Origin of the sequence: Kribbella sp. NPDC049227 (assembly GCF_043197265.1) — a bacterium.
In the GTDB taxonomy this organism is placed as follows: Bacteria; Actinomycetota; Actinomycetes; order Propionibacteriales; family Kribbellaceae; genus Kribbella.
Map to the genome: position 1 here is coordinate 773042 of NZ_JBICST010000001.1, position 17985 is coordinate 791026.

The 17985-nt window shown below is 68.1% G+C and carries 20 protein-coding genes; 11 read left to right on the forward strand and 9 right to left on the reverse strand.

From position 1 onward, the window contains the following. Positions 1–7 precede the first annotated feature (7 nt). On the reverse strand, positions 8–529 hold the full coding sequence (rpsI, locus tag ACGFH6_RS03845; protein WP_393380239.1) for a 30S ribosomal protein S9: 522 nt from the start codon (positions 527–529) through the stop codon (positions 8–10). Between the two features lie 35 nt (positions 530–564). Continuing rightward, positions 565–1008 (reverse strand): 50S ribosomal protein L13, encoded by a 444-nt coding sequence (rplM, locus tag ACGFH6_RS03850; protein WP_131286311.1) that lies wholly within the window; start codon positions 1006–1008, stop codon positions 565–567. Between the two features lie 277 nt (positions 1009–1285). On the opposite strand from rplM, the gene ACGFH6_RS03855 reads away from it, so the two are divergent. The 8 genes from ACGFH6_RS03855 (at position 1286) to ACGFH6_RS03890 (ending at position 9631) form a co-directional block, all read left to right on the forward strand. After that, positions 1286–2572 carry a citrate synthase gene (locus ACGFH6_RS03855; protein ID WP_238162916.1) on the forward strand — a complete coding sequence of 429 codons (1287 nt, stop codon included), beginning with the start codon at positions 1286–1288 and terminating at the stop codon, positions 2570–2572. A gap of 202 nt (positions 2573–2774) precedes the next feature. Further along, the gene (locus ACGFH6_RS03860; RefSeq protein ID WP_393380241.1) at positions 2775–3584 is read left to right on the forward strand and encodes an SDR family NAD(P)-dependent oxidoreductase; all 810 of its coding nucleotides are present in this window, start codon (positions 2775–2777) and stop codon (positions 3582–3584) included. Positions 3585–3699: 115 nt separating this feature from the next. Then, entirely contained in the window at positions 3700–4701 is a 1002-nt protein-coding gene (locus tag ACGFH6_RS03865) for a LacI family DNA-binding transcriptional regulator (protein WP_393380243.1), read from the forward strand. A gap of 43 nt (positions 4702–4744) precedes the next feature. Beyond that, the gene (locus ACGFH6_RS03870) at positions 4745–6016 is read left to right on the forward strand and encodes an extracellular solute-binding protein (protein ID WP_393380245.1); all 1272 of its coding nucleotides are present in this window, start codon (positions 4745–4747) and stop codon (positions 6014–6016) included. Beyond that, positions 6013–6864 (forward strand): carbohydrate ABC transporter permease, encoded by an 852-nt coding sequence (locus tag ACGFH6_RS03875; RefSeq protein WP_393380246.1) that lies wholly within the window; start codon positions 6013–6015, stop codon positions 6862–6864. Before ACGFH6_RS03870 ends, ACGFH6_RS03875 begins: the two co-directional genes overlap by 4 nt. Continuing rightward, positions 6857–7684, forward strand: coding sequence for a carbohydrate ABC transporter permease (locus tag ACGFH6_RS03880; RefSeq protein ID WP_393380247.1), 828 nt, complete (start codon positions 6857–6859; stop codon positions 7682–7684). The genes ACGFH6_RS03875 and ACGFH6_RS03880 overlap by 8 nt, the downstream gene beginning before the upstream one ends. A 7-nt stretch (positions 7685–7691) precedes the next feature. Beyond that, positions 7692–9035 carry a sulfatase-like hydrolase/transferase gene (locus ACGFH6_RS03885; protein ID WP_393380249.1) on the forward strand — a complete coding sequence of 448 codons (1344 nt, stop codon included), beginning with the start codon at positions 7692–7694 and terminating at the stop codon, positions 9033–9035. Between the two features lie 137 nt (positions 9036–9172). Then, complete coding sequence (locus ACGFH6_RS03890) at positions 9173–9631, forward strand: DoxX family protein (RefSeq protein WP_393380251.1); 459 nt, start codon at positions 9173–9175, stop codon at positions 9629–9631. A gap of 64 nt (positions 9632–9695) precedes the next feature. Here ACGFH6_RS03890 and ACGFH6_RS03895 read toward each other — a convergent pair whose 3' ends face one another. Beyond that, positions 9696–10151: a nuclear transport factor 2 family protein gene (locus tag ACGFH6_RS03895; RefSeq protein ID WP_393380253.1), complete on the reverse strand. Its 456-nt coding sequence runs from the start codon at positions 10149–10151 to the stop codon at positions 9696–9698. Positions 10152–10269: 118 nt separating this feature from the next. Here ACGFH6_RS03895 and ACGFH6_RS03900 point away from each other — a divergent pair, with 118 nt between their 5' ends. After that, positions 10270–10818: a TetR/AcrR family transcriptional regulator gene (locus tag ACGFH6_RS03900; protein WP_393380255.1), complete on the forward strand. Its 549-nt coding sequence runs from the start codon at positions 10270–10272 to the stop codon at positions 10816–10818. 29 nt (positions 10819–10847) lie between these two features. After that, on the forward strand, positions 10848–11798 hold the full coding sequence (locus ACGFH6_RS03905; protein ID WP_393380257.1) for a hypothetical protein: 951 nt from the start codon (positions 10848–10850) through the stop codon (positions 11796–11798). Position 11799: 1 nt separating this feature from the next. Here ACGFH6_RS03905 and ACGFH6_RS03910 read toward each other — a convergent pair whose 3' ends face one another. Then, a complete protein-coding gene (locus ACGFH6_RS03910; protein ID WP_393380258.1) occupies positions 11800–12429 on the reverse strand; it encodes an LUD domain-containing protein in 630 nt (209 codons plus the stop codon). Positions 12430–12580: 151 nt separating this feature from the next. Here ACGFH6_RS03910 and sigJ point away from each other — a divergent pair, with 151 nt between their 5' ends. Continuing rightward, positions 12581–13519 carry an RNA polymerase sigma factor SigJ gene (sigJ, locus tag ACGFH6_RS03915; RefSeq protein WP_393380260.1) on the forward strand — a complete coding sequence of 313 codons (939 nt, stop codon included), beginning with the start codon at positions 12581–12583 and terminating at the stop codon, positions 13517–13519. Positions 13520–13523: 4 nt separating this feature from the next. Here the strand turns inward: sigJ and ACGFH6_RS03920 are convergent, their stop codons facing one another. Genes ACGFH6_RS03920 through truA form a run of 5 tightly spaced genes read right to left on the reverse strand, consistent with a single transcriptional unit; the run spans position 13524 to position 17970 of the window. Continuing rightward, positions 13524–15206 (reverse strand): ABC-F family ATP-binding cassette domain-containing protein, encoded by a 1683-nt coding sequence (locus ACGFH6_RS03920; protein ID WP_393380262.1) that lies wholly within the window; start codon positions 15204–15206, stop codon positions 13524–13526. Positions 15207–15252: 46 nt separating this feature from the next. Continuing rightward, positions 15253–16020: a hypothetical protein gene (locus ACGFH6_RS03925; protein WP_393380264.1), complete on the reverse strand. Its 768-nt coding sequence runs from the start codon at positions 16018–16020 to the stop codon at positions 15253–15255. Continuing rightward, the gene (locus ACGFH6_RS03930; RefSeq protein ID WP_393380266.1) at positions 16013–16534 is read right to left on the reverse strand and encodes a SigE family RNA polymerase sigma factor; all 522 of its coding nucleotides are present in this window, start codon (positions 16532–16534) and stop codon (positions 16013–16015) included. The genes ACGFH6_RS03925 and ACGFH6_RS03930 overlap by 8 nt, the downstream gene beginning before the upstream one ends. A gap of 16 nt (positions 16535–16550) precedes the next feature. Then, positions 16551–17165 (reverse strand): class I SAM-dependent methyltransferase, encoded by a 615-nt coding sequence (locus tag ACGFH6_RS03935; RefSeq protein ID WP_393380268.1) that lies wholly within the window; start codon positions 17163–17165, stop codon positions 16551–16553. Beyond that, on the reverse strand, positions 17158–17970 hold the full coding sequence (truA, locus tag ACGFH6_RS03940; protein ID WP_393380270.1) for a tRNA pseudouridine(38-40) synthase TruA: 813 nt from the start codon (positions 17968–17970) through the stop codon (positions 17158–17160). Before truA ends, ACGFH6_RS03935 begins: the two co-directional genes overlap by 8 nt. Positions 17971–17985: the final 15 nt, after the last annotated feature.

Genomic DNA, 17985 nt, shown 5'->3' on the forward strand with positions numbered 1-17985 from the left:
CAGGTGATCAGCGCTTGCTGTACTGAGGCGCCTTACGGGCCTTCTTGAGTCCGGCCTTCTTGCGCTCCTTGATCCGCGCGTCGCGGGTCAGCAGGCCGGCCTTCTTCAGCCCCGGGCGGTTCGCCTCGAGGTCCGCCGCGTTCAGGCAGCGGGCCACACCGAGCTGCAGCGCACCGGCCTGGCCGGTGATGCCGCCGCCGTTGATCCGGGCGATCACGTCGTACGAGCCCTCGAGGCCCGCGACGACGAACGGCTCGTTCACGTGCTGCTGGTGCACCTTGTTCGGGAAGTAGACGTCCAGCGGCTTGCCGTTGACGGTCCACTGTCCGGTGCCGGGCACCAGGCGGACGCGGGCGACGGCCTCCTTGCGGCGACCGGTGGCCGCGGCCGGGTTGATCACCGCGACGCGACCCGTCTCGGCGCGCTGCTCCGGAGTCGGGTTCGTCTCGGAGGTGTAGGCGACCGGGCCCTCGTTGTCGATGGGGACCTCGGGGTCGAACTCTTCGGTCTCGGTGGTGATGTCGCTCACGCTGAAATTCCTCGTTTACCTGGCTCGTCGATCGCTTACTGGGCGATCTGGGTGATCTCGAACGGCTTCGGCTGCTGGGCGGTGTGCGGGTGCTCCGGACCGGCGTACACCTTCAGCTTGGTGAGCAGCTTCCGGCTCAGGCGGTTCTTCGGCAGCATGCCCCAGACAGCCTTCTCGACGGCCTTGCGAGGGTCCTTGTCGAGGATCTCGCCGATCGGCGTGGCCGTCAGACCACCCGGGTGACCCGAGTGGCGGTAGGCCAGCTTGTCCGTCCGCTTGGTGCCGGACAGGGCGACCTTGGAGGCGTTGACGACGACGACGAAGTCGCCGCCGTCCACGTGCGGGGCGAACGTCGGCTTGTGCTTGCCGCGCAGCAGGGTGGCGATCTGGACGGCGAGCCGACCGAGCGTGACGTCGGTGGCGTCGATCACGTGCCACTCACGGGTGACGTCAGCAGGCTTCGGGCTGTACGTGCGCACGGTCGTTGACCTTCGTTTCTCAGAGGTTGACAAAACTGGGACGTCGGCGAGCGGTCCGCCGACGTGGCAAGGACCTGGAACGCACAACAGCAGCCCAGAATACCGGCGTCGGCACCCTGGGGTCAAAGCGAGCCCTGACCCGCCGGAGACCCCGGCTTGGAAGGAGTCGAGGACAGCACTAGTTTAGCCGTGAAGAATCAAGTCCGAACCCGCGTCCCGCCGGCTGACGATAACCCTCACTCACCAGGCGATGACGCCAGCTTCCGAAGAGGGCATTGTGACCGAACAGTCGCTCACCGTCCGGGACAACCGGACCGGCAAGGACTTCGACCTTGCCATCACCGATGGCACCATCCGTGCCGCCGACCTCAAGAAGATCAGCGCCACCGACGGCGACGGTGGCCTGGCCACCTACGACCCGGGCTTCGTCAACACCGCCTCCTGCCGCTCCTCCGTCACCTTCATCGACGGCGACAAGGGCATCCTCGAGTACCGCGGCTACCCGATCGAGCAGCTCGCCGAGCAGTCGAACTATCTCGAGGTGGCTTACCTGCTGGTGAACGGCAAGCTGCCGAACAAGGCGGAGTACGAGGCCTGGGCGCACGACGTGACGTATCACACGTTCGTGCACGAGAATCTGAAGACCTTCATGCAGGGGTTCCGGTACGACGCCCACCCGATGGGGATGCTGCTGGCCTCGGTCGGTGCGCTGTCCACCTTCTACCCCGAGTCGCGCAACATCTTCGACGAGGAGTCGCGGGCGCTGCAGATCCGGCGGCTGATCGCGAAGATGCCGACGCTGGGCGCGTTCGCGTTCCGGCACGCCCAGGGCAAGCCGTACGTGTACCCGGACAACGAGCTGAGCTACACGGCGAACTTCCTGTCCATGCTGTTCAAGATGAGCGAGCCCAAGTACGCCGCCGACGACCGGCTGGTGCGGGCACTGGAGATCCTGTTCATCCTGCACGCCGACCACGAGCAGAACGCCTCCACCAACGCGGTCCGGGCGATCGGCTCCACCCAGGTCGACCCGTACACGGCCGTTGCCGGCGGCATCGGTGCGCTCTACGGCCCGCTGCACGGCGGCGCCAACGAGGCGGTGCTGAAGATGCTCCGCCGGATCGGCTCGGTCGACCACGTCCCGTCGTTCATCGAGGGCGTCAAGAACGGCGACGAGCGGCTGATGGGCTTCGGTCACCGGGTCTACAAGAACTACGACCCGCGGGCCAAGATCATCAAGAAGGCCGCCGACGACGTGTTCGAGGTGACCGGGATCAACCCGTTGCTGAAGATCGCCGTCGAACTGGAGAAGATCGCGCTGGAGGACGAGTACTTCGTCTCCCGCAAGCTCTACCCGAACGTCGACTTCTACTCCGGCCTGATCTACGAGGCCCTGCAGTTCCCGCCGGAGATGTTCACCGTCCTGTTCGCGATCCCGCGGACGTCGGGCTGGCTGGCCCAGTGGCTGGAGATGCTCGGCGACGGCGACCAGAAGATCGCCCGGCCCAAGCAGATCTACACCGGCGAGCGAGGCGTCCAGTACGTCCCCATCGGCGACCGCTGACCGCACACACACCTGAACGGCCCCTCCTCGGAGGGGCCGTTTCGTTGCTCGGGGCCGAGCGGGTCGGATGGTGCTCATTCGCCTGTCCAGTCGTGGATTTCGGCAAGTCTTCCAGTGGATCTCGCGCATCGATCCACGACTCGACGATTGCACGGCCCCGCGGGTCGGTGCGTTAACGGATGGGAGCGGTTAGCTTCGGGGGATGGGGCTGTTGGAGGGGAAGGTCGCGCTGGTGACGGGGGCCAGTCGTGGGGTGGGGAAGGGGATCGCGCTCGGGCTCGCTGAGCAGGGGGCGACGGTCTATGTGACTGGACGGACGGAGAGCGCCGGGGCGCACCCGACGCCGCTGCCCGGCACTGTGCAGGAGACGGCCGAGGAGGTGACGGCGGTCGGTGGGCGCGGGGTGGCCATCGCGTGCGATCACCGCGACGACGAGCAGACCAGGCAGGCCGTCCGGCAGGTCGTGACCGATGCCGGGCGTCTCGACGTACTGGTGAACAACGTCTGGGGCGGCTACGAGTACTTCTGGGACGGTACGCCGTTCTGGGAGGAAGCCGGCTTCTGGACCCAGCCGATCGAGCGCTGGGACTCGGCGTTCCAGGCCGGGGTGCGCGCGCACTACGTGACCAGTGTGGCGGCGGTGCCGACGATGGTCGCCCAGCGGTCGGGGCTGATCGTCAACGTCTCCTCGGAGGGCGCCGAGAAGACCGACACCGGGGTCGCGTACGGCGCGGCGAAGGCGGCGACCGACCACATGGTCGCCTGCATGGCCCACGAACTGCGCGACCACGGCGTGACCGCGGTGTCGTTGTACCCCGGCCTGGTACGCACCGAATCGGTTCTGCGTGCGGCGGAGTACTTCGACCTCACCGACTCGGAGTCCCCACAGTTCGTCGGCCGAGGTGTCGCAGCCCTCGCCGCCGACCCCGAGGTCATCCACCTCACGGGCCAGGTAGTCCGCTCAGCCCAACTGGCCCGCCGCTACAACTTCAGCGACCCCAACCCCCGCTAGCCCCGTCCGAACCGCCGACGTGAACACGCCCTGGGCGACCCTGTGGTTAATGTGTAGGAAATTAACCAACTTTAGGGTATTGATGGAGGTCTGGGGTCAGGTTAATGCTTTCACCATGAGTACGGAAGGCCGCACGACGCTGCGGGATGTGGCGGAGGCTGCTGGGGTGTCGGTGGCAACGTGTTCGTACGTGTTGAGTGGGCGGGCGGACCGGACCACCCCGCTGCCCGAGCCGACGAGGCGGCGGGTCGAAGAGGCCGCGCGGCAACTGGGGTACAAGGGCAACACGGCCGCGCGCAGTCTGCGGCGGCAACGGTCGGAGTTGATCGCGATCGTGTACGCCCCGCCGGTCGGACCGTGGCTGGATCGGTTGACCTGGGAATGCGAGGACGTCGCCGCCGCGCACGGCTATTCCGTGATCGGAGTACCAGTACGCCGGATCGACCGAGCCGCGCAGTCGTTGCGCGTGATCACCCGCGGCCATGTTGACGGCGCGATCTTCACCCCTGGCCTGAGTGACGACCTGGACCTCACCGCGGCCCGGCGCTCCACTCGCGCCCTGATGGCCTTCAGCGACAACCTCGAACTGCCAGGTGTCGACATCGTCCGCAACAACGTCCGCCAGGCCCTGTCAGAAGCAACCACCTACCTCATCCAGGCAGGCCGGGAGCGGATTGCCTTCCTCTCCCACACCGGCAGCCACGACGACAGATACCTCGGGTACGTCGACGCCCTGCACCAGGCGGGCCGTGAGGTCGACCCGGCGCTGGTCCGCGTCGGTGCGGCCTCCCGCGAGGACGCGGTGGTCGTGGTCCGCGAACTCCTCGACTCCCCGGCACCACCGGACGCGATCGTGTCAGAGTCCGACCGTGGTGGCTTCGCCGCCCTGCAGGCAGCCGTGGACCGCGGCTTCAAGGTGCCGGACGACCTGGCCGTGATCGGTACCGGCAACACCCGGGAGGCGACGTACGCCGCGCCGCCGCTGACCAGCGTCGGCATGCACCAACTGGATTTCACCGAAATGGTCGAGGCGTTGTTCGCACGCATCGACGATCCGAGTCTGCCCGCCCGGGAGCTGTCCATGCCCTGGGTGCTGAACCACCGCGCCTCCGCCTAGCTCCCACGAGCTTCCGCCCTCCCCGCGATCGAAAGGTCTTGTCATGCCCTCGTTCAACCGCCGCTCGTTCCTCCAGCTCGGCCTGGGTGTCACCGTGCTCGGCGCGGTCGGAACGGCCTGCTCGCCGGCCACCCCGGCGGCGAAGAAGCAGGATGCCCGGACGTTCACCATCTACTGGAACGCCGGCCACGGCTACCAGGCCTACAAGGAAGTGATCGACCAGTTCGGCAAGGACCACGACCTGCAGATGAACTGGCAGAAGTTCCAGTGGCCGGATCTGACCACGAAGCTGACCGCGGACTTCCGGTCCGGCAATGTCCCCGACCTGGTCGAGGAGGTCTCCGCCGGCACGGGGACGCAGTACGGGCTGGCCGGCAACGTCCTGGCGCTGGACGACTTCGCCGCCGGGGACAAGGAGTTCGGCTTCCCGGGGGACTACCTGGACCAGGCCGTGGTCGCGCGGCAGTACGAGGGCAAGACGTACTCGATCCCGCTGCACCTGACCGCGAACGGACTGCTCTTCTACAACAAGGGGATGTTGTCGGCCGCCGGTTTCGACAAGCCGCCGACCAACTGGGAGGAGTTCCTCGAGATCGCGAAGGCCACCACCAAGGACAAGGTCAGCGGCTGCGCACTCAACTCGGACCCGAGCTATGCGGCGCCGTACTACAACCAGCAGAGCGTGGACTTCAGCAACGCCGGAGCCAAGCAGTTCATGATGCCGGCCGACGGGGCGCTCAAGGCCCTGCAGTGGATGCAGGACCTGATCTTCACCCACAAGGTCTCCCCCGCGCCGGTCGCGACGACCGACTACTCCGGACCGCAGAAGCTCTTCTCCGCCAAGCGCGCGGCGATGTTCGTGTCGGGACCGTGGGACATCGGTCCGATCCGCCAGGGCAGTCCGGACATCGACCTCGGCCTCGCCGCACCGCTGACCGGCGCCGTGCAGTCCGCCGCGATGGCCGGGTCCGGCCTGATGATCCCGGCGAAGGCGAAGGACCCCAAGCTGTCGTGGGAGCTGATCACCAAGCTCGCCGCGGTGAAGGTCGAACTGGCCGCCACCAAGGAGGCCGGTATGTCGATGCCCCGCAAGAGCTGGGCCGCCGACCCCGCCGTCGCCGCGGACCCGAGCCTGGCCACCATCGCGAAATCCCTTGCGGTGGTGGCGAAACAGGACATCGCTCTGTCCGCGAGTGGGAAGGCCGCGCAGATCAACGAGCTGTGGAAGAAGGCCTACCAGCAGATGATCATCCAGCATGCGCCGGTCGAGCAGACCCTCGCCGACTTCCGCAAGCAGGCCGAGGCGGCGCTGTGACCCGTCGCCGGCAGGCGCTGACGGCATGGCTCTTCCTGACTCCGGCGGTTCTGTTCTTCGCCTTGCTCTTCTTCCTCCCGATCGGCAACCAGTTGCTGACCGGCCTGTACGACGCCGACGGCGTCTCGTTCGTTGGCCTGGGCAACTTCAGCCGCGCCTTCGCCGACCCGGAGGTGCTGCACTCGTTCCTGATCACACTGGCCTACGCAGCCGGGACGTTGGTCGTCGGTACGGCGGTCGGCCTCGGGCTGGCCGTGATCCTCAACCAAGCCCTGCCCGGCCGCACGCTCTTCCGCTCGGTCCTGCTGATCCCCTACCTGACCTCGGTGTCGATCGTCGGCCTGCTCTGGCGGAACATCCTCGATCCGCAGGTCGGCATCCTCAACCGGTTGCTCGAGGCCATCGGTCTGCCCGGCCAGACCTGGCTCAGCACCCACCCGCTCGCGACGATCGTCGGCATCACGGTCTGGGCCGGTGCCGGCTACACGATGGTCCTGTTCCTGGCCGGTCTGCAAGGCATCCCGAGCCTGTACTACGAGGCCGCACGGATCGACGGCGCCGGACCGTGGCGGCGGTTCTTCGCGATCACCATTCCGTTGCTGGCGCCAACGACCTTGTTCGTCTCGATCATCGGCCTGATCAGCACGCTGCAGCAGTTCGCGCTTCCGTACATCGTGACCGGCGGCGGCCCCGGCAACGCGACCTCGCTGTACGCGCACCGGCTGTTCATCGTGGCCTTCAACGACAACGACTTCGGCTACGCCTCCGCGCTGTCGGTCCTGCTGCTGCTCGTCGTACTTGTGCTGTCGCTGGCGCAACTGCGGATCGGAGATCGCGCCAATGCGTGAACGGCTCTTCCCCGGCGACCGGATCGCGGCGTACGTCGTCCTGGTCGCGCTCGGACTGGTCACGGTGCTGCCGCTGCTGTACATGATCGTGCTGGCGTTGCAGAGTGACGCCGAGGTGCAGTCGGGCGATCCGGTGCTGTGGCCCGCGGACCTGCAATGGGACAACTTCACCCGGTTGTTCGAGGCGGCGCCGTTCGGACGGTTCTTCCTGAACAGCTTCGTGATGGCCGGCGCGATCACGGTCTCGCACCTCATCTTCGACCCGCTGGTCGGCTACGTGTTCGCGAAGATGGACTTCCCCGGCAAGCGGATCGCGTTCGTCGCGGTGCTGTCCACGCTGATGGTGCCGTTCTTCGTGCGGATGCTGCCGATCTACTCGATCTTCGCGAGCCTGGGCTGGATCGACAGCTACCAGGGCCTGATCGTGCCGTTCCTGATGGATGCCTACGGCATCTTCCTGATGCGGCAGTTCATCAAGCCGCTGCCGGACGAGCTGATCGAGGCGGCCCGGGTGGACGGCGCCGGTGAGTTCCGGATCTACCTGCGGGTGATCCTGCCGCAGTGCAAGCCGGCGCTGGCCGTGCTCGGCCTGTTCACCTTCGTCTTCCAGTGGAACGAGTTCCTCTGGCCCCTGATCGCCACCAGCCGGACCGAGATGCGCACGCTGCCGATCGGGCTGACGCTGTTCAACCAGGAGTACTTCACCCAGTGGAACCTGACCGCGGCCGGCGCCCTGATCCTGTTCGTCCCCACCGCTCTCTTCTTCGTCATCACGCAGAAGTTCCTGGTCGAGGGCATCGCGCTCTCCGGATTGAAATGAGTACCTCTTGACGCGCCCTAACGTCATCGTCTTCTTCACCGACCAGCAGCGCTGGGACACCGTCGGCGCGGCCGGCAGTCCGCTCGGCCTGACTCCCAACCTCGACCTGATGGCCCGCCGCGGCACGATGTTCGAGACCGCGTGCACCACGAACCCCGTCTGCGCTCCGGCCCGCGCTGCCCTGCAGACCGGGATGTACCCGACCAACACCGGCGTCTACCGCAACAACGTGCCGCTGCCGACTGACGCACCGACCCTCGGCCGGTTGTTCGGTGCGGCCGGCTACCAGACCGCCTACATCGGCAAGTGGCACCTCGGCACGCAGGACCCGGTCCCGGCCGCTGAGCAAGGCGGCTACGACTTCTGGCTGGGTGCGAACATCCTGGAGTTCACCTCCGACGCCTACCGGACCATCGTGTACGACGGGGACGGCGAGCCGGTGTTCCTGCCCGGCTACCGGCCGGACGCGCTGACCGACGCGGCGATCCGCTTCGTCACCCGTGCCTCCGAGGACGACCGCCCGTTCATGCTGTTCGTCTCGTTGATCGAGCCGCACCACCAGAACGAGCACGACGACTACCCGGCCCCCGAGGTCTACCGGGACACCTACAATGGCGCGTGGCTGCCGCCCGACCTGGCGACGCTTCCGGGTACGGCGCACCGGCACGCGGCCGGGTACTACGGCCAGATCAAACGCGTCGACGAGTGTCTCGGGCGACTGCGCGACGCACTGCTCAGCCTGGACCTCACCGACGACACGCTGCTCCTCTACACGTCCGACCACGGCTCCCACTTCAAGACGCGCAACAGTGAGTACAAGCGGTCACCCCACGACGGATCGATCCGGGTGCCCTTGGTGGTCGAGGGTCCGGGGTATCGAGGTGGATCGCGGGTCAGCAGTCCGGTCAGCACCGTTGACGTCGTACCGACGCTGCTGGATGTGGCCGGGATCGAGCTGCCGGACCACCTGGACGGCGTACCGCTGCGAGAGGCCGTGGCGGACGCCGTACTCATCCAGATCAGTGAGACGGAGGTCGGGCGGGCGGTGCGGACCGAGCGGTGGAAGTACCACGTGCTCGCACCGGACGCGGGCGACGAGCCGGCCGCCGACCACTATGCGGAGCGGGCGCTGTACGACCTGGACGCCGACCCGTACGAATTGGACAACCTGATCGACAGTGCGGGGCATCGGGAGGTCGTCGACCAGTTGCGGGAGGTGCTGATCCGCGAGGTCACACGGATCGAACGGCGTACCGTGACCGTCGCGCCGTACCCCGGCGTGCGGGACCGGGGGCGCTTCGCCGAGACCACGGTACGACGGCTCAAGCTGGACGGCCGCCGGCTCGAGTGACCTACTCCCCCAGGCCTCAGGGTGACCCTGAGGCCTACCGCTGCTGGGGTAGCGGAAGTGCCCTCGGTTGCCCGACGCGGTAGGCGGGTGGTTTTCGGGAGTCTGTTCGTGACATCGAACACGACAGGGAGACCACCATGAATGCCTTGCTGTACAAGGGAAATCGACTGGCCGACTGGCTCGGCCGGCAGAGTGTCGACATCCTGAGGGTCAGTCTCGGACTGATCTTTCTCATCTTCGGCGTACTGAAGTTCTTCCCGGGTGCGAGTCCGGCGGAGGCGCTGGTGATGCGGACCGTCGACACACTGACTCTCGGCGTCGTCCATGGCCGCTCCGCGGTGCTGCTGACCGCGGTGATGGAGTGCTTCATCGGACTGACGCTGCTGTCCGGCCGGTTCCTGCGCACCGGGCTGCTGGTGCTGGGGTTCTCGCTGGTCGGGATCATGTCGCCGCTGGTGCTGTTCTTCAGCGACCTGTTCCCGGGTGCTCCGACGCTGGAGGCGCAGTACGTGCTGAAGGACATCGTGCTGGCGGCCGCCGGACTGGTGATCGCCGCGAAGGCTCTGGCCGGCTCGCCTCTGCGGTTGCGGGCTTGAGCATTGGAGATGGCCCCGGGCGGGCTTGGCGCCTCGGTCCGGGGCCATCCGGCGCCTCTGCGGACTACGACGCGGCGGGGGCGCCGACCGGTTCCCGCAGGACGTCGATCAACTTCTCGACCTGACCCCGGGCACGCATCATCGCCACGTGGTCGATGTAGTCCCGGGACTCGACGATCAGGCCGTCGCGGACCCGCAGCACGAAGATCCCGGGAACGCTGAACGGCGCACCGGTCGCGGTGACCGTGCCGGCGTAGGAGAACTCGGCCACGATCACCTCCGGGTCGGACGTGTGGTGGATCCGGATGCCGACCGGCTCGAACCGGACGACGTCGCCGACCAGTGACGCCGCGGACGCGAAGTGCTCGCGCAGCGCTTCGCGGCTCAGCAACGGGTGATCGCCGAACGGGTTCATCGGATGGCGTACGTCGGTCTGCTCGGCGTAGAGCTCGTGCAGGTCGTCGTACTCGCGGTTCGAGACGCCGCGGGCGACAGCCAGGAAGACCTCTTCGGGTGTCATCTGCATCCTCAGGGTTAAACGGAGTAGTTACTCCGAATATACAAAGTCACAACTTCGTTTACAACCCCTGGCGGCCGAGCGGCGTCTCCTAGGCTGAGGGCGAGGAAGAGGAGTTGGGGTGCGAGCAGACGCGCGGGACAACCGGGCCCGGATCATGACCGCGGCGGACGAGGTGTTCGGCCGGTCGCCGAACGCGTCCACCGACGACGTCGCCAAGCTGGCCGGCGTCGGCATCGCGACCGTGTTCCGGCACTTCCCGACCAAGGTCGATCTGCTCGAGGCGGTGCTGGCGCTGCGGCTGGAGCGGCTGCGCGACCGAGCGCTGGAGCTGGCCGCGAGCGACGATCCCGGGCCCGCGTTCTTCGGGTTCTTCAGCCAGGTCGTGGCGGAGTCGGCGACGAAGCTGGCGATCGGCGAGGCGCTGATCGCCGCCGGACCTGGCGTCGGCACGGGTGTGCGGGAGGCGGGGGCCGGCATGCGCGAGGCCTTCGACAAACTGCTCGCCCGGGCTCAGAGCAGCGGCGCGGTGCGGGCGGACGCGCAGTTCCCCGAGGTGTATGCCCTGCTGATCGGGACCTCACGCGGCGCGACGGCGGTCGGGCTGGCGCCGGAGGTGCGCGATCGGATGCTTGTCCTGGTCTATGACGGCCTGAAGCCTCGTTCGTGAGGCGCTGGTCGCGGAGGCGCCGGGTCCTGGTGGTCATCGCACTGGCGCTGGTCCTCCTGCTGTCGGCGTACCCGGTGTCGTTGCGCCTGCAGTACGCCGGTGAGCCCGCAGCAGACACGCGGACGCGGAATCACGACGCTCTCTGGCTCGGTCATGCCTGGGTCGACGGACGCAAGACGCCGGCCGATGTCACCGCGCTGGCCCAGCAACTGAAGGGCACTGGCATCCGGGATCTCTACGTCCACGCCGGTCCGCTGGAGCACGACGGCTCACTGCCGTTGGCGAAGGCCTCGCCGAAGGCCCGCTGGTTCACGGAGGCCATGCGGACCGCGGCTCCCGAAGTACGCGTGCAGGCGTGGCTCGGGGACGTCGTACAGCCGGGGAAGGACCCGGGGGTGGATCTGGACGACCCTGCGGTGCGCACCCGAGTGGTGGCGTCGGCGAAAGCTGTTCTGGACCAGGGATTTCAGGGCATCCACTACGACTTCGAGCCGGTGAAGTCCGGCTCCGAGGGCTTTCTCGCGGTGCTGGATGCAACCCGAGCCCTCGGAGTACCTCTGTCCGTCGCAGCTGCCCAGATCGACCCGCTCTGGCAGCTCCACAGGATCCCGATCGACAAGTGGTGGTCACAGGAGTACTTCGGCGAGGTCGCGCGCCGGGTCGAGCAGATCGCCGTGATGTCCTACGACACCGCCATGCCACTGGAGTCTTTGTACGGCGGCTATGTCGCCAAACAGACCAAACTCGCGCTGGAGGCGACTCCCGCGTCCACGGACCTGCTGATGGGGCTGCCGGCGTACTGGGAGAGCAATCCGTCGCACTGGGGCCATGCGGAGACCGTCGAGGCCGCAGTCCGAGGCGCCCGGCTAGGACTGGGCACCTCGGACCGGCAGAACTTCGGTCTGGCCATGTACGTCGACTTCACCGCCACATCGGCCAACTGGGCCGCGTACCGCGACGGCTGGTGCACAGCGCCTTGAATCAGAAGCCGATGGCTTCCCGGAGCAGCAGGACGGTACCGCGGCCGGGTTCGTACTCGGCGTTGAGGACGAGAAGGCGGTTGATGGCGCTGGGCCACCCGTAGGCCTCCAGGGAGCGGACGTTTTCCAGCGGGAGGCAGTGCTCTTCGACGCGGCGCAGCGCGGTCTCCAGGTCGGGAACCACCTTCTGCGCCCCGACGATCCAGATCGCCCGGGCGGCGCCACCGGCGTTGGCCGGGAGCTGGCTGCCACTGCCCGAGGCAATCACCAGGGAGCCGGTTTCGGTGACCGCGTGGACGCTTCCCACCACGACGTCAGGGCCGGCGCGCAGCCGCCGGATGTCGTCGCTCTGCGTGGCGCGGTCCATGGCCAGGGTGCGTGGCTTGACGGCCTGGTACCGCCCGCTGCTGTTGATGTCGTCGTCGATGCCGGACAGGCGGAGCGTCTCGCTGGCCCCGGTGAACACACTGGCGCCCTCCGGGATCAGTTCTTCGATCCGGATCCGCGCGGCGGCGGTGTCGTCGAGGATCTCCACGGTGAAACCGTGTGCGGTCAACGCAGCGGCTGCCCGCTCCAGGCGCCGCTCGGATACCGCGTCGGCGAACGTCGTTGCCGGCAGTGGGGTCGTCATGTGAGCTTCCTGTTCGCTGGATGATGGTTCGTCTCAGCGGTTTGACAAGACAGCACCCCGAAATGTCAGGTCGAGGCGTCGCCTGACATTTCGGGGTGCTGTCTTGTCTGACTGAATGAGGGAAGCTGCGACCAAGGGAGCCGTCGGCACCATGACCACCCCATCCGAGCCAGGACAGGACCGGGCCGATCCGGGCCTGGACGCGGTCATGAGCGAACGGCGTCAGCTGATCAACCTCGCGTACCGGCTGCTGGGCTCGCTGGCCGAGGCCGAGGACGCCGTCCAGGAGACGTACACCCGCTGGTACGCCATGTCGCGGGAGCAGAAGGACGCCGTCGAGTCCCCCGCCGCCTGGCTGACGACGGTCGCCAGCCGCATCTGCCTCAACCTGCTCAAGTCGGCTCGCGCCCGGCGGGAGACCTATGTGGGCGACTGGATCCCCGAGCCGCTACCCGACGGCGCGGGATGGGCCGGCGGGCGGCCGGGCGGCGCGACCGTCGACCCCGCCGACCGGGTCACCCTGGACGAGTCGGTCGGCCTGGCCTTCATGGTCGTGCTGGAGTCGATGACCCCAGCCGAGCGCGTCGCGTTCATCCTGCACGACGTCTTCTGCCACTCCTTTGCCGAAGTGGCCGAGATCGTCGGCCGTACCCCGGCCGCCTGCCGGCAACTGGCCTCCTCGGCCCGCCGCCGGCTCCGGACCTCGCAGCCATCCTCGACCCTGCCGGCCGAGCGCGCCGGCGTTGTCAGGGAATTCAAGCAAGCCTGGGAAGCCAAGGACATCGACGCCCTCATCGACCTGCTCGACCCCGACGCCACGGCGACCGGCGACGGCGGCGGTCTGGCCACCACGTTCCTGAAGCCCATCGAAGGTGGCGAGCAGGTCGCGCATGCCTGGGTCGAGATCGCCCGCCGGAGACCTGCCAACATGACGCTGCTGGAGCGTACGGTCAACGGTCAGCCCGGTCTGGTGGCCGAGCAGGACGGCGTGATCGTGACGGTGTTCGCGTTCGAGGTCGCGGGCGACCGGATCACGCACATCTGGGTCATCCGCAACCCCGAGAAACTCCGTCGCTGGACGACCGGCTGAGCTCTCAGCGGGCGCGTTCCACCCGGCCCTCGTCCCAGACCGGTTCGTCGGACTCGTAGACGGTGCCGTCGGCACCGAAGACGAGGTGGCGGTCGAAGCCGCGGGCGAACCAGCGGTCGTGAGTGACCGCCAGCACCGTGCCGTCGAAGGAGTCCAGGCCTTCCTCCAGCGCCTCGGCGGACTCGACGTCCAGGTTGTCGGTCGGCTCGTCGAGCAGGAGCAGCGTCGCACCGGACAGCTCGAGCAGCAGGATCTGGAACCGCGCCTGCTGTCCGCCGGACAGACTGTCGAACGTCTGCTCGGCTGCGTGCGCCAGCTCGTACCGGTCAAGCTTCCGCGACGCCAGCTCGCGGCCCATCCCCTCCCGGTGCTCGTCGCCCCGGTGCAGGATCTCCAGCAACGTCCGGCCGACCAGCTCCGGGTGCTCGTGCGTCTGCGCGAACCATCCCGGCCGGACGCGGGCACCGAGCTTGGCCTTGCCGGTGTGCGCGACCGGAGCGATCTGCACGTCGCCGATCGGCTGGTGCTCGATATCCGGGTCGGAGCCACCGTTGGCGAGCAGCCGGAGGAAGTGCGACTTCCCGGACCCGTTGGACCCCAGTACGGCGACGCGTTCGCCGTACCAGACCTCCAGGTCGAAGGGCTTCATCAGACCCGTGAGCTCCAACGCGCTGCACACCACCGCACGCTTGCCGGTGCGACCGCCGGTCAGGCGCATGCTGACCTTCTGCTCGCGCGGCAGCGCCTGCGGCGGACCGGCCTCCTCGAACTTGCGCAGCCGGGTCTGCGCGGCCCGGTAGCGCGACGCCATGTCGGAGTTGTACGCCGCCTTCTGCTTGTACATGAGCATCTGCGCGCGGAGCTTCGCGTGCTCCTCGTCCCAGCGCTTGCGCAGCTCCTCGAACCGCTCGAACCGGTGCTGCCGGGCCTCGTGGTACGTCCGGAAGCCGCCGCCGTGCGTCCAGGCGGTGTTGCCCGCGGCACCCAGCTCCACAGTGACGATCCGGGTGGCCGTGTTGGCCAGCAGCTCACGGTCGTGGCTGATGTAGAGCACGGTCTTGTCGGTGCTGCGGAGCTGCTCCTCCAGCCAGCGCTTACCCGGTACGTCGAGGTAGTTGTCCGGCTCGTCGAGCATCAGGACCTGGTCCGGACCGCGCAGCAGGGCCTCCAGCACCAGGCGCTTCTGCTCACCGCCAGACAGCGTCTTCACCTCACGCCAGCGACAGCGGTCGAACGGTACGCCGAGGGCGGCCGTCGTACAGACGTCCCACAGGACCTCGGCGTCGTACCCGCCGACCTCGCCCCAGTCGGACACCGCCTGCGCGTACTTCAGCTGGGTCTTCTCGTCCTCGGCGTCCATCATCGTCAGCTCGGCCTTGTCCAGCTTGGCCGCGGCGTCCTGGATCGCCTGCGGTGCGACACCGAGCAGCAGGTCGCGCACGGTCGACGAGTCGCGCACCGAGCCGACGAACTGGCGCATCACGCCGAGCCCGCCGGACCGCGCGATGCTGCCGGAGTGCGGCTTCAGGTCGCCGGCGATGATCCTGGTCAGCGTGGTCTTGCCAGAACCGTTCGCCCCGACCAGTGCGACCTTGGCCCCGTCGGCCACCCGGAACGTGATGTCGTCCAGCAACACCCGCCCGTCCGGCAGTTCGTAACCGATCCCGGCGACATCTACGTGGCCCATCCCACCAGTCTGACCGCCGTACCCACCGACAGGCGAACCCTTATCGTCACCAGTCCCCGAGAGCGCTCAGGAAGGTGCCTCCGGCCGGACGGAGGTCACCGACCATGAACAGCTTGAGCGGAGCGGAGAACAGACCGTAGGTGTGGGTGCCGGTGAAGAAACCGGCCGAGTCACAGCCGTCGTACTCGACCCAGACCTCGCGGACGCCGTCAGCGGTGTCGAAGCGCAGCACGATCGCCTCGGAGGGCTGAGCGGTCTGCGGCGTGCACTTGAACACGGGCAAGGTCGGGTTGCGCTCCGGCAACACCTTGATCGCGTCGACCACCTGCTGCGCGGTGGCCGCGTCGAACTGCTGCTGGCCGAGCAGTGCGGTGGCGTTGGGGGTGAGGCGGTAGCGGCACGCCTGCAGTCCGGTCACCGGCGTGGTCAGGTCCAGTCCGGTCCCGGGCGGGACCGCGTTGTGCCCGCCGGGCTTCAGGATCGGGTGGTTGGGCGGACAGGACGCATCCGTCTCGGACCCCACGAACCCGGGGCTCGGCAGCCCCTTGCCCGAACCGGTCGCTTCCTTCGCGCTGCTGTCGCTGGCGTTCGACGCGGTCGGCACCTCGTTGCCCACCGCGTTCCACACCCCGCCGATGGCTATTGCCACCACGGCCGCCGCCGCGGCCATGGTGAGTGTCTGGCGCCTTTTCCGGACGCGCCGGCGCGCTTCCCTCGCCATCCCGCTGCCAGTCAGCGCACTCGCGTCGGCCTTGTTCTGGAACGCGGAGGAGATCTTGGGGCCGAGCTCCTGCTCAGGGTCGTGCTCAGGCATCCTCGGCTCCTTCCTTGCTCAGCGTGGTTTTCAGTGCGGCCAGTGCTCGGTGTACGTGCGATCGGGCGGTCGCCTCTGCGCAGTGCAGCAGCTCACCGATCTCGGCGTACGAGAGCTCCTCGTAGAACCGCAGTACGACGGCTGCCCGCTGCTTGTCCGGCAGCGTCGCGCACAGTGCCCAGACCGCATCGGACTCAGCCCGCGCGGTCGCACCGTCCGAGGCGGACGGTGCGGTCCGGATCGGGTCGGGCGACGGTGCCTCCCGGCGGCGGAACCTGCGCCACCAGGAGATGTGTGCGTTCACCACCATCCGCTTCACGTACGCCTCGGGGTCGTCGGCCCTGCTGACCCGGCTCCACCGGGCGCAGGCTGTCGTCAGGGCATCCTGGACGGCGTCCTCGGCCAGGGCCTTGTCCCCGGTCAGGACGTACGCGAACCGCAGCAGCGCGTCTGCCTTCTCGCTGACCCAGAGCTCGAACTCGATCGGGCTCGTCCGTGCCTCTGCTGCCGCCAAGGCTGCCTCCATAACCTCAGGACGGCGACGGGCCCGCGTTCGTTGCACGCAGTACCCGGAACCCCTTCGCGCTGCCGGCCCGGTCGCAGGGATAGCCCTGCTCGGTCAGCCAGCGCTGCAACGAGTCACCGCCCAGGTTCTTGCCGACGACGAAGCGTGCCACGCCACCGGGGGCAAGGCGGGCCAGCCAGAGCAGCAGCATCTTGTGCAACTCCGCTTTGCCGATGTGGATCGCCGGATTCGACCAGATCTCGTCGAACCGCACCTCCGCGGGTACGCCGTCCGGCAGCACCGGGTGCACGCGGTCCGCAACCCCTGCGGCCTTGGCGTTCTCCGCGGTCAGCTCCAGCGCCCGGGTGTTCACGTCGACCGCCCACACCTGCGCCTCGGGCGCCTCCACCGCGATGGCACAGGCGATCGGGCCGTAGCCGGTCCCCAGGTCGAGGAACGTGCCGGATCCGGTCGGAGGGGCCACCTCCCGCAGTAATACCGCCGTACCGATGTCCAAGCGGTCCCGGGAGAACACACCGGTCGCGGTCGTGAAGGTGTACTCGCGACCCCAGATCCGCGCCTCGACAGTACGTCGTACGTCCGCGGAACCGGGCTCTGCCGAGAAGTAGTGGTCAGCCACGCTGGTGCACCTCTCCCCTCACTTGGCGGGCCTGCAGCGCCCGTGCGGCCAACTCGTCATCCGCCGGGTAGCGCACTTCCTCCAGTGTGAGGCCGTGCGCGGGCAGCACCGATACGGCCGAGTCCCGGACCTTGCCGGCCAGTACGGCGGCCGGCCAGTCGACGTCACGGCGTCCGTCACCCACGGGGATCATGGAGCCGACCAGAGCCCGGACCATCGAGTGGCAGAAGGCGTCGGCGATCACCGTGCCAGACAGCTGTCCCACGGCGGTGCGTTGCCAGGAGAACTCCAGCAAGGCGCGCACTGTGCTGGCGCCTTCGCGCTTCTTGCAGAAGGCGGCGAAGTCGTGCTCGCCGAGCAGACCGGCCGCGGCGGCGTTCATCCGGACCACGTCGAGCGGGCGGCCGACCCGCAGTACATGTCCGCGGGTCAGCGGGTCCCAGCCGGCCGGATCGTCACAGAGCCGGTACACGTAGCGACGGGCCAGCGCGGAGAAACGGGCGTCAAAGCCGTCTGGAGCGGCCGTGACGGCCGTGACAGCCACATCCTCGGATAGGACGCCATTGAGGCCTCTGAGGAGCCTGAGCGGTTCTACAGCGCCTTCGACGTCCACGTGGGCGACCTGACCGCGCGCGTGGACGCCGGTGTCCGTCCGGCCGGCGCAGGTGACCGTCAGCGGCTCGGGCAGCCGGAGGACGACCCGGATCGCCTCTTCCAGGGCTCCTTGCACGGTCCGGAGACCCTCCTGCCGGGCCCAGCCGTGGAAGGCCGTTCCGTCGTACTTGAGGTCGATCCGCCAGCGCACACGGCAATCTAACGC

What these genes read in the sequence shown, in the direction of transcription:
- sigJ (WP_393380260.1), top strand. Translation starts at nt 12,581, where the DNA reads ATGACCACCCCATCCGAGCCAGGACAGGACCGGGCCGATCCGGGCCTG.
- ACGFH6_RS03925 (WP_393380264.1), bottom strand. Translation starts at nt 16,020, where the DNA reads ATGCCTGAGCACGACCCTGAGCAGGAGCTCGGCCCCAAGATCTCCTCC.
- ACGFH6_RS03870 (WP_393380245.1), top strand. Translation starts at nt 4,745, where the DNA reads ATGCCCTCGTTCAACCGCCGCTCGTTCCTCCAGCTCGGCCTGGGTGTC.
- ACGFH6_RS03895 (WP_393380253.1), bottom strand. Translation starts at nt 10,151, where the DNA reads ATGACACCCGAAGAGGTCTTCCTGGCTGTCGCCCGCGGCGTCTCGAAC.
- ACGFH6_RS03920 (WP_393380262.1), bottom strand. Translation starts at nt 15,206, where the DNA reads ATGGGCCACGTAGATGTCGCCGGGATCGGTTACGAACTGCCGGACGGG.
- ACGFH6_RS03880 (WP_393380247.1), top strand. Translation starts at nt 6,857, where the DNA reads ATGCGTGAACGGCTCTTCCCCGGCGACCGGATCGCGGCGTACGTCGTC.
- ACGFH6_RS03865 (WP_393380243.1), top strand. Translation starts at nt 3,700, where the DNA reads ATGAGTACGGAAGGCCGCACGACGCTGCGGGATGTGGCGGAGGCTGCT.
- ACGFH6_RS03910 (WP_393380258.1), bottom strand. Translation starts at nt 12,429, where the DNA reads ATGACGACCCCACTGCCGGCAACGACGTTCGCCGACGCGGTATCCGAG.
- ACGFH6_RS03890 (WP_393380251.1), top strand. Translation starts at nt 9,173, where the DNA reads ATGAATGCCTTGCTGTACAAGGGAAATCGACTGGCCGACTGGCTCGGC.
- ACGFH6_RS03860 (WP_393380241.1), top strand. Translation starts at nt 2,775, where the DNA reads ATGGGGCTGTTGGAGGGGAAGGTCGCGCTGGTGACGGGGGCCAGTCGT.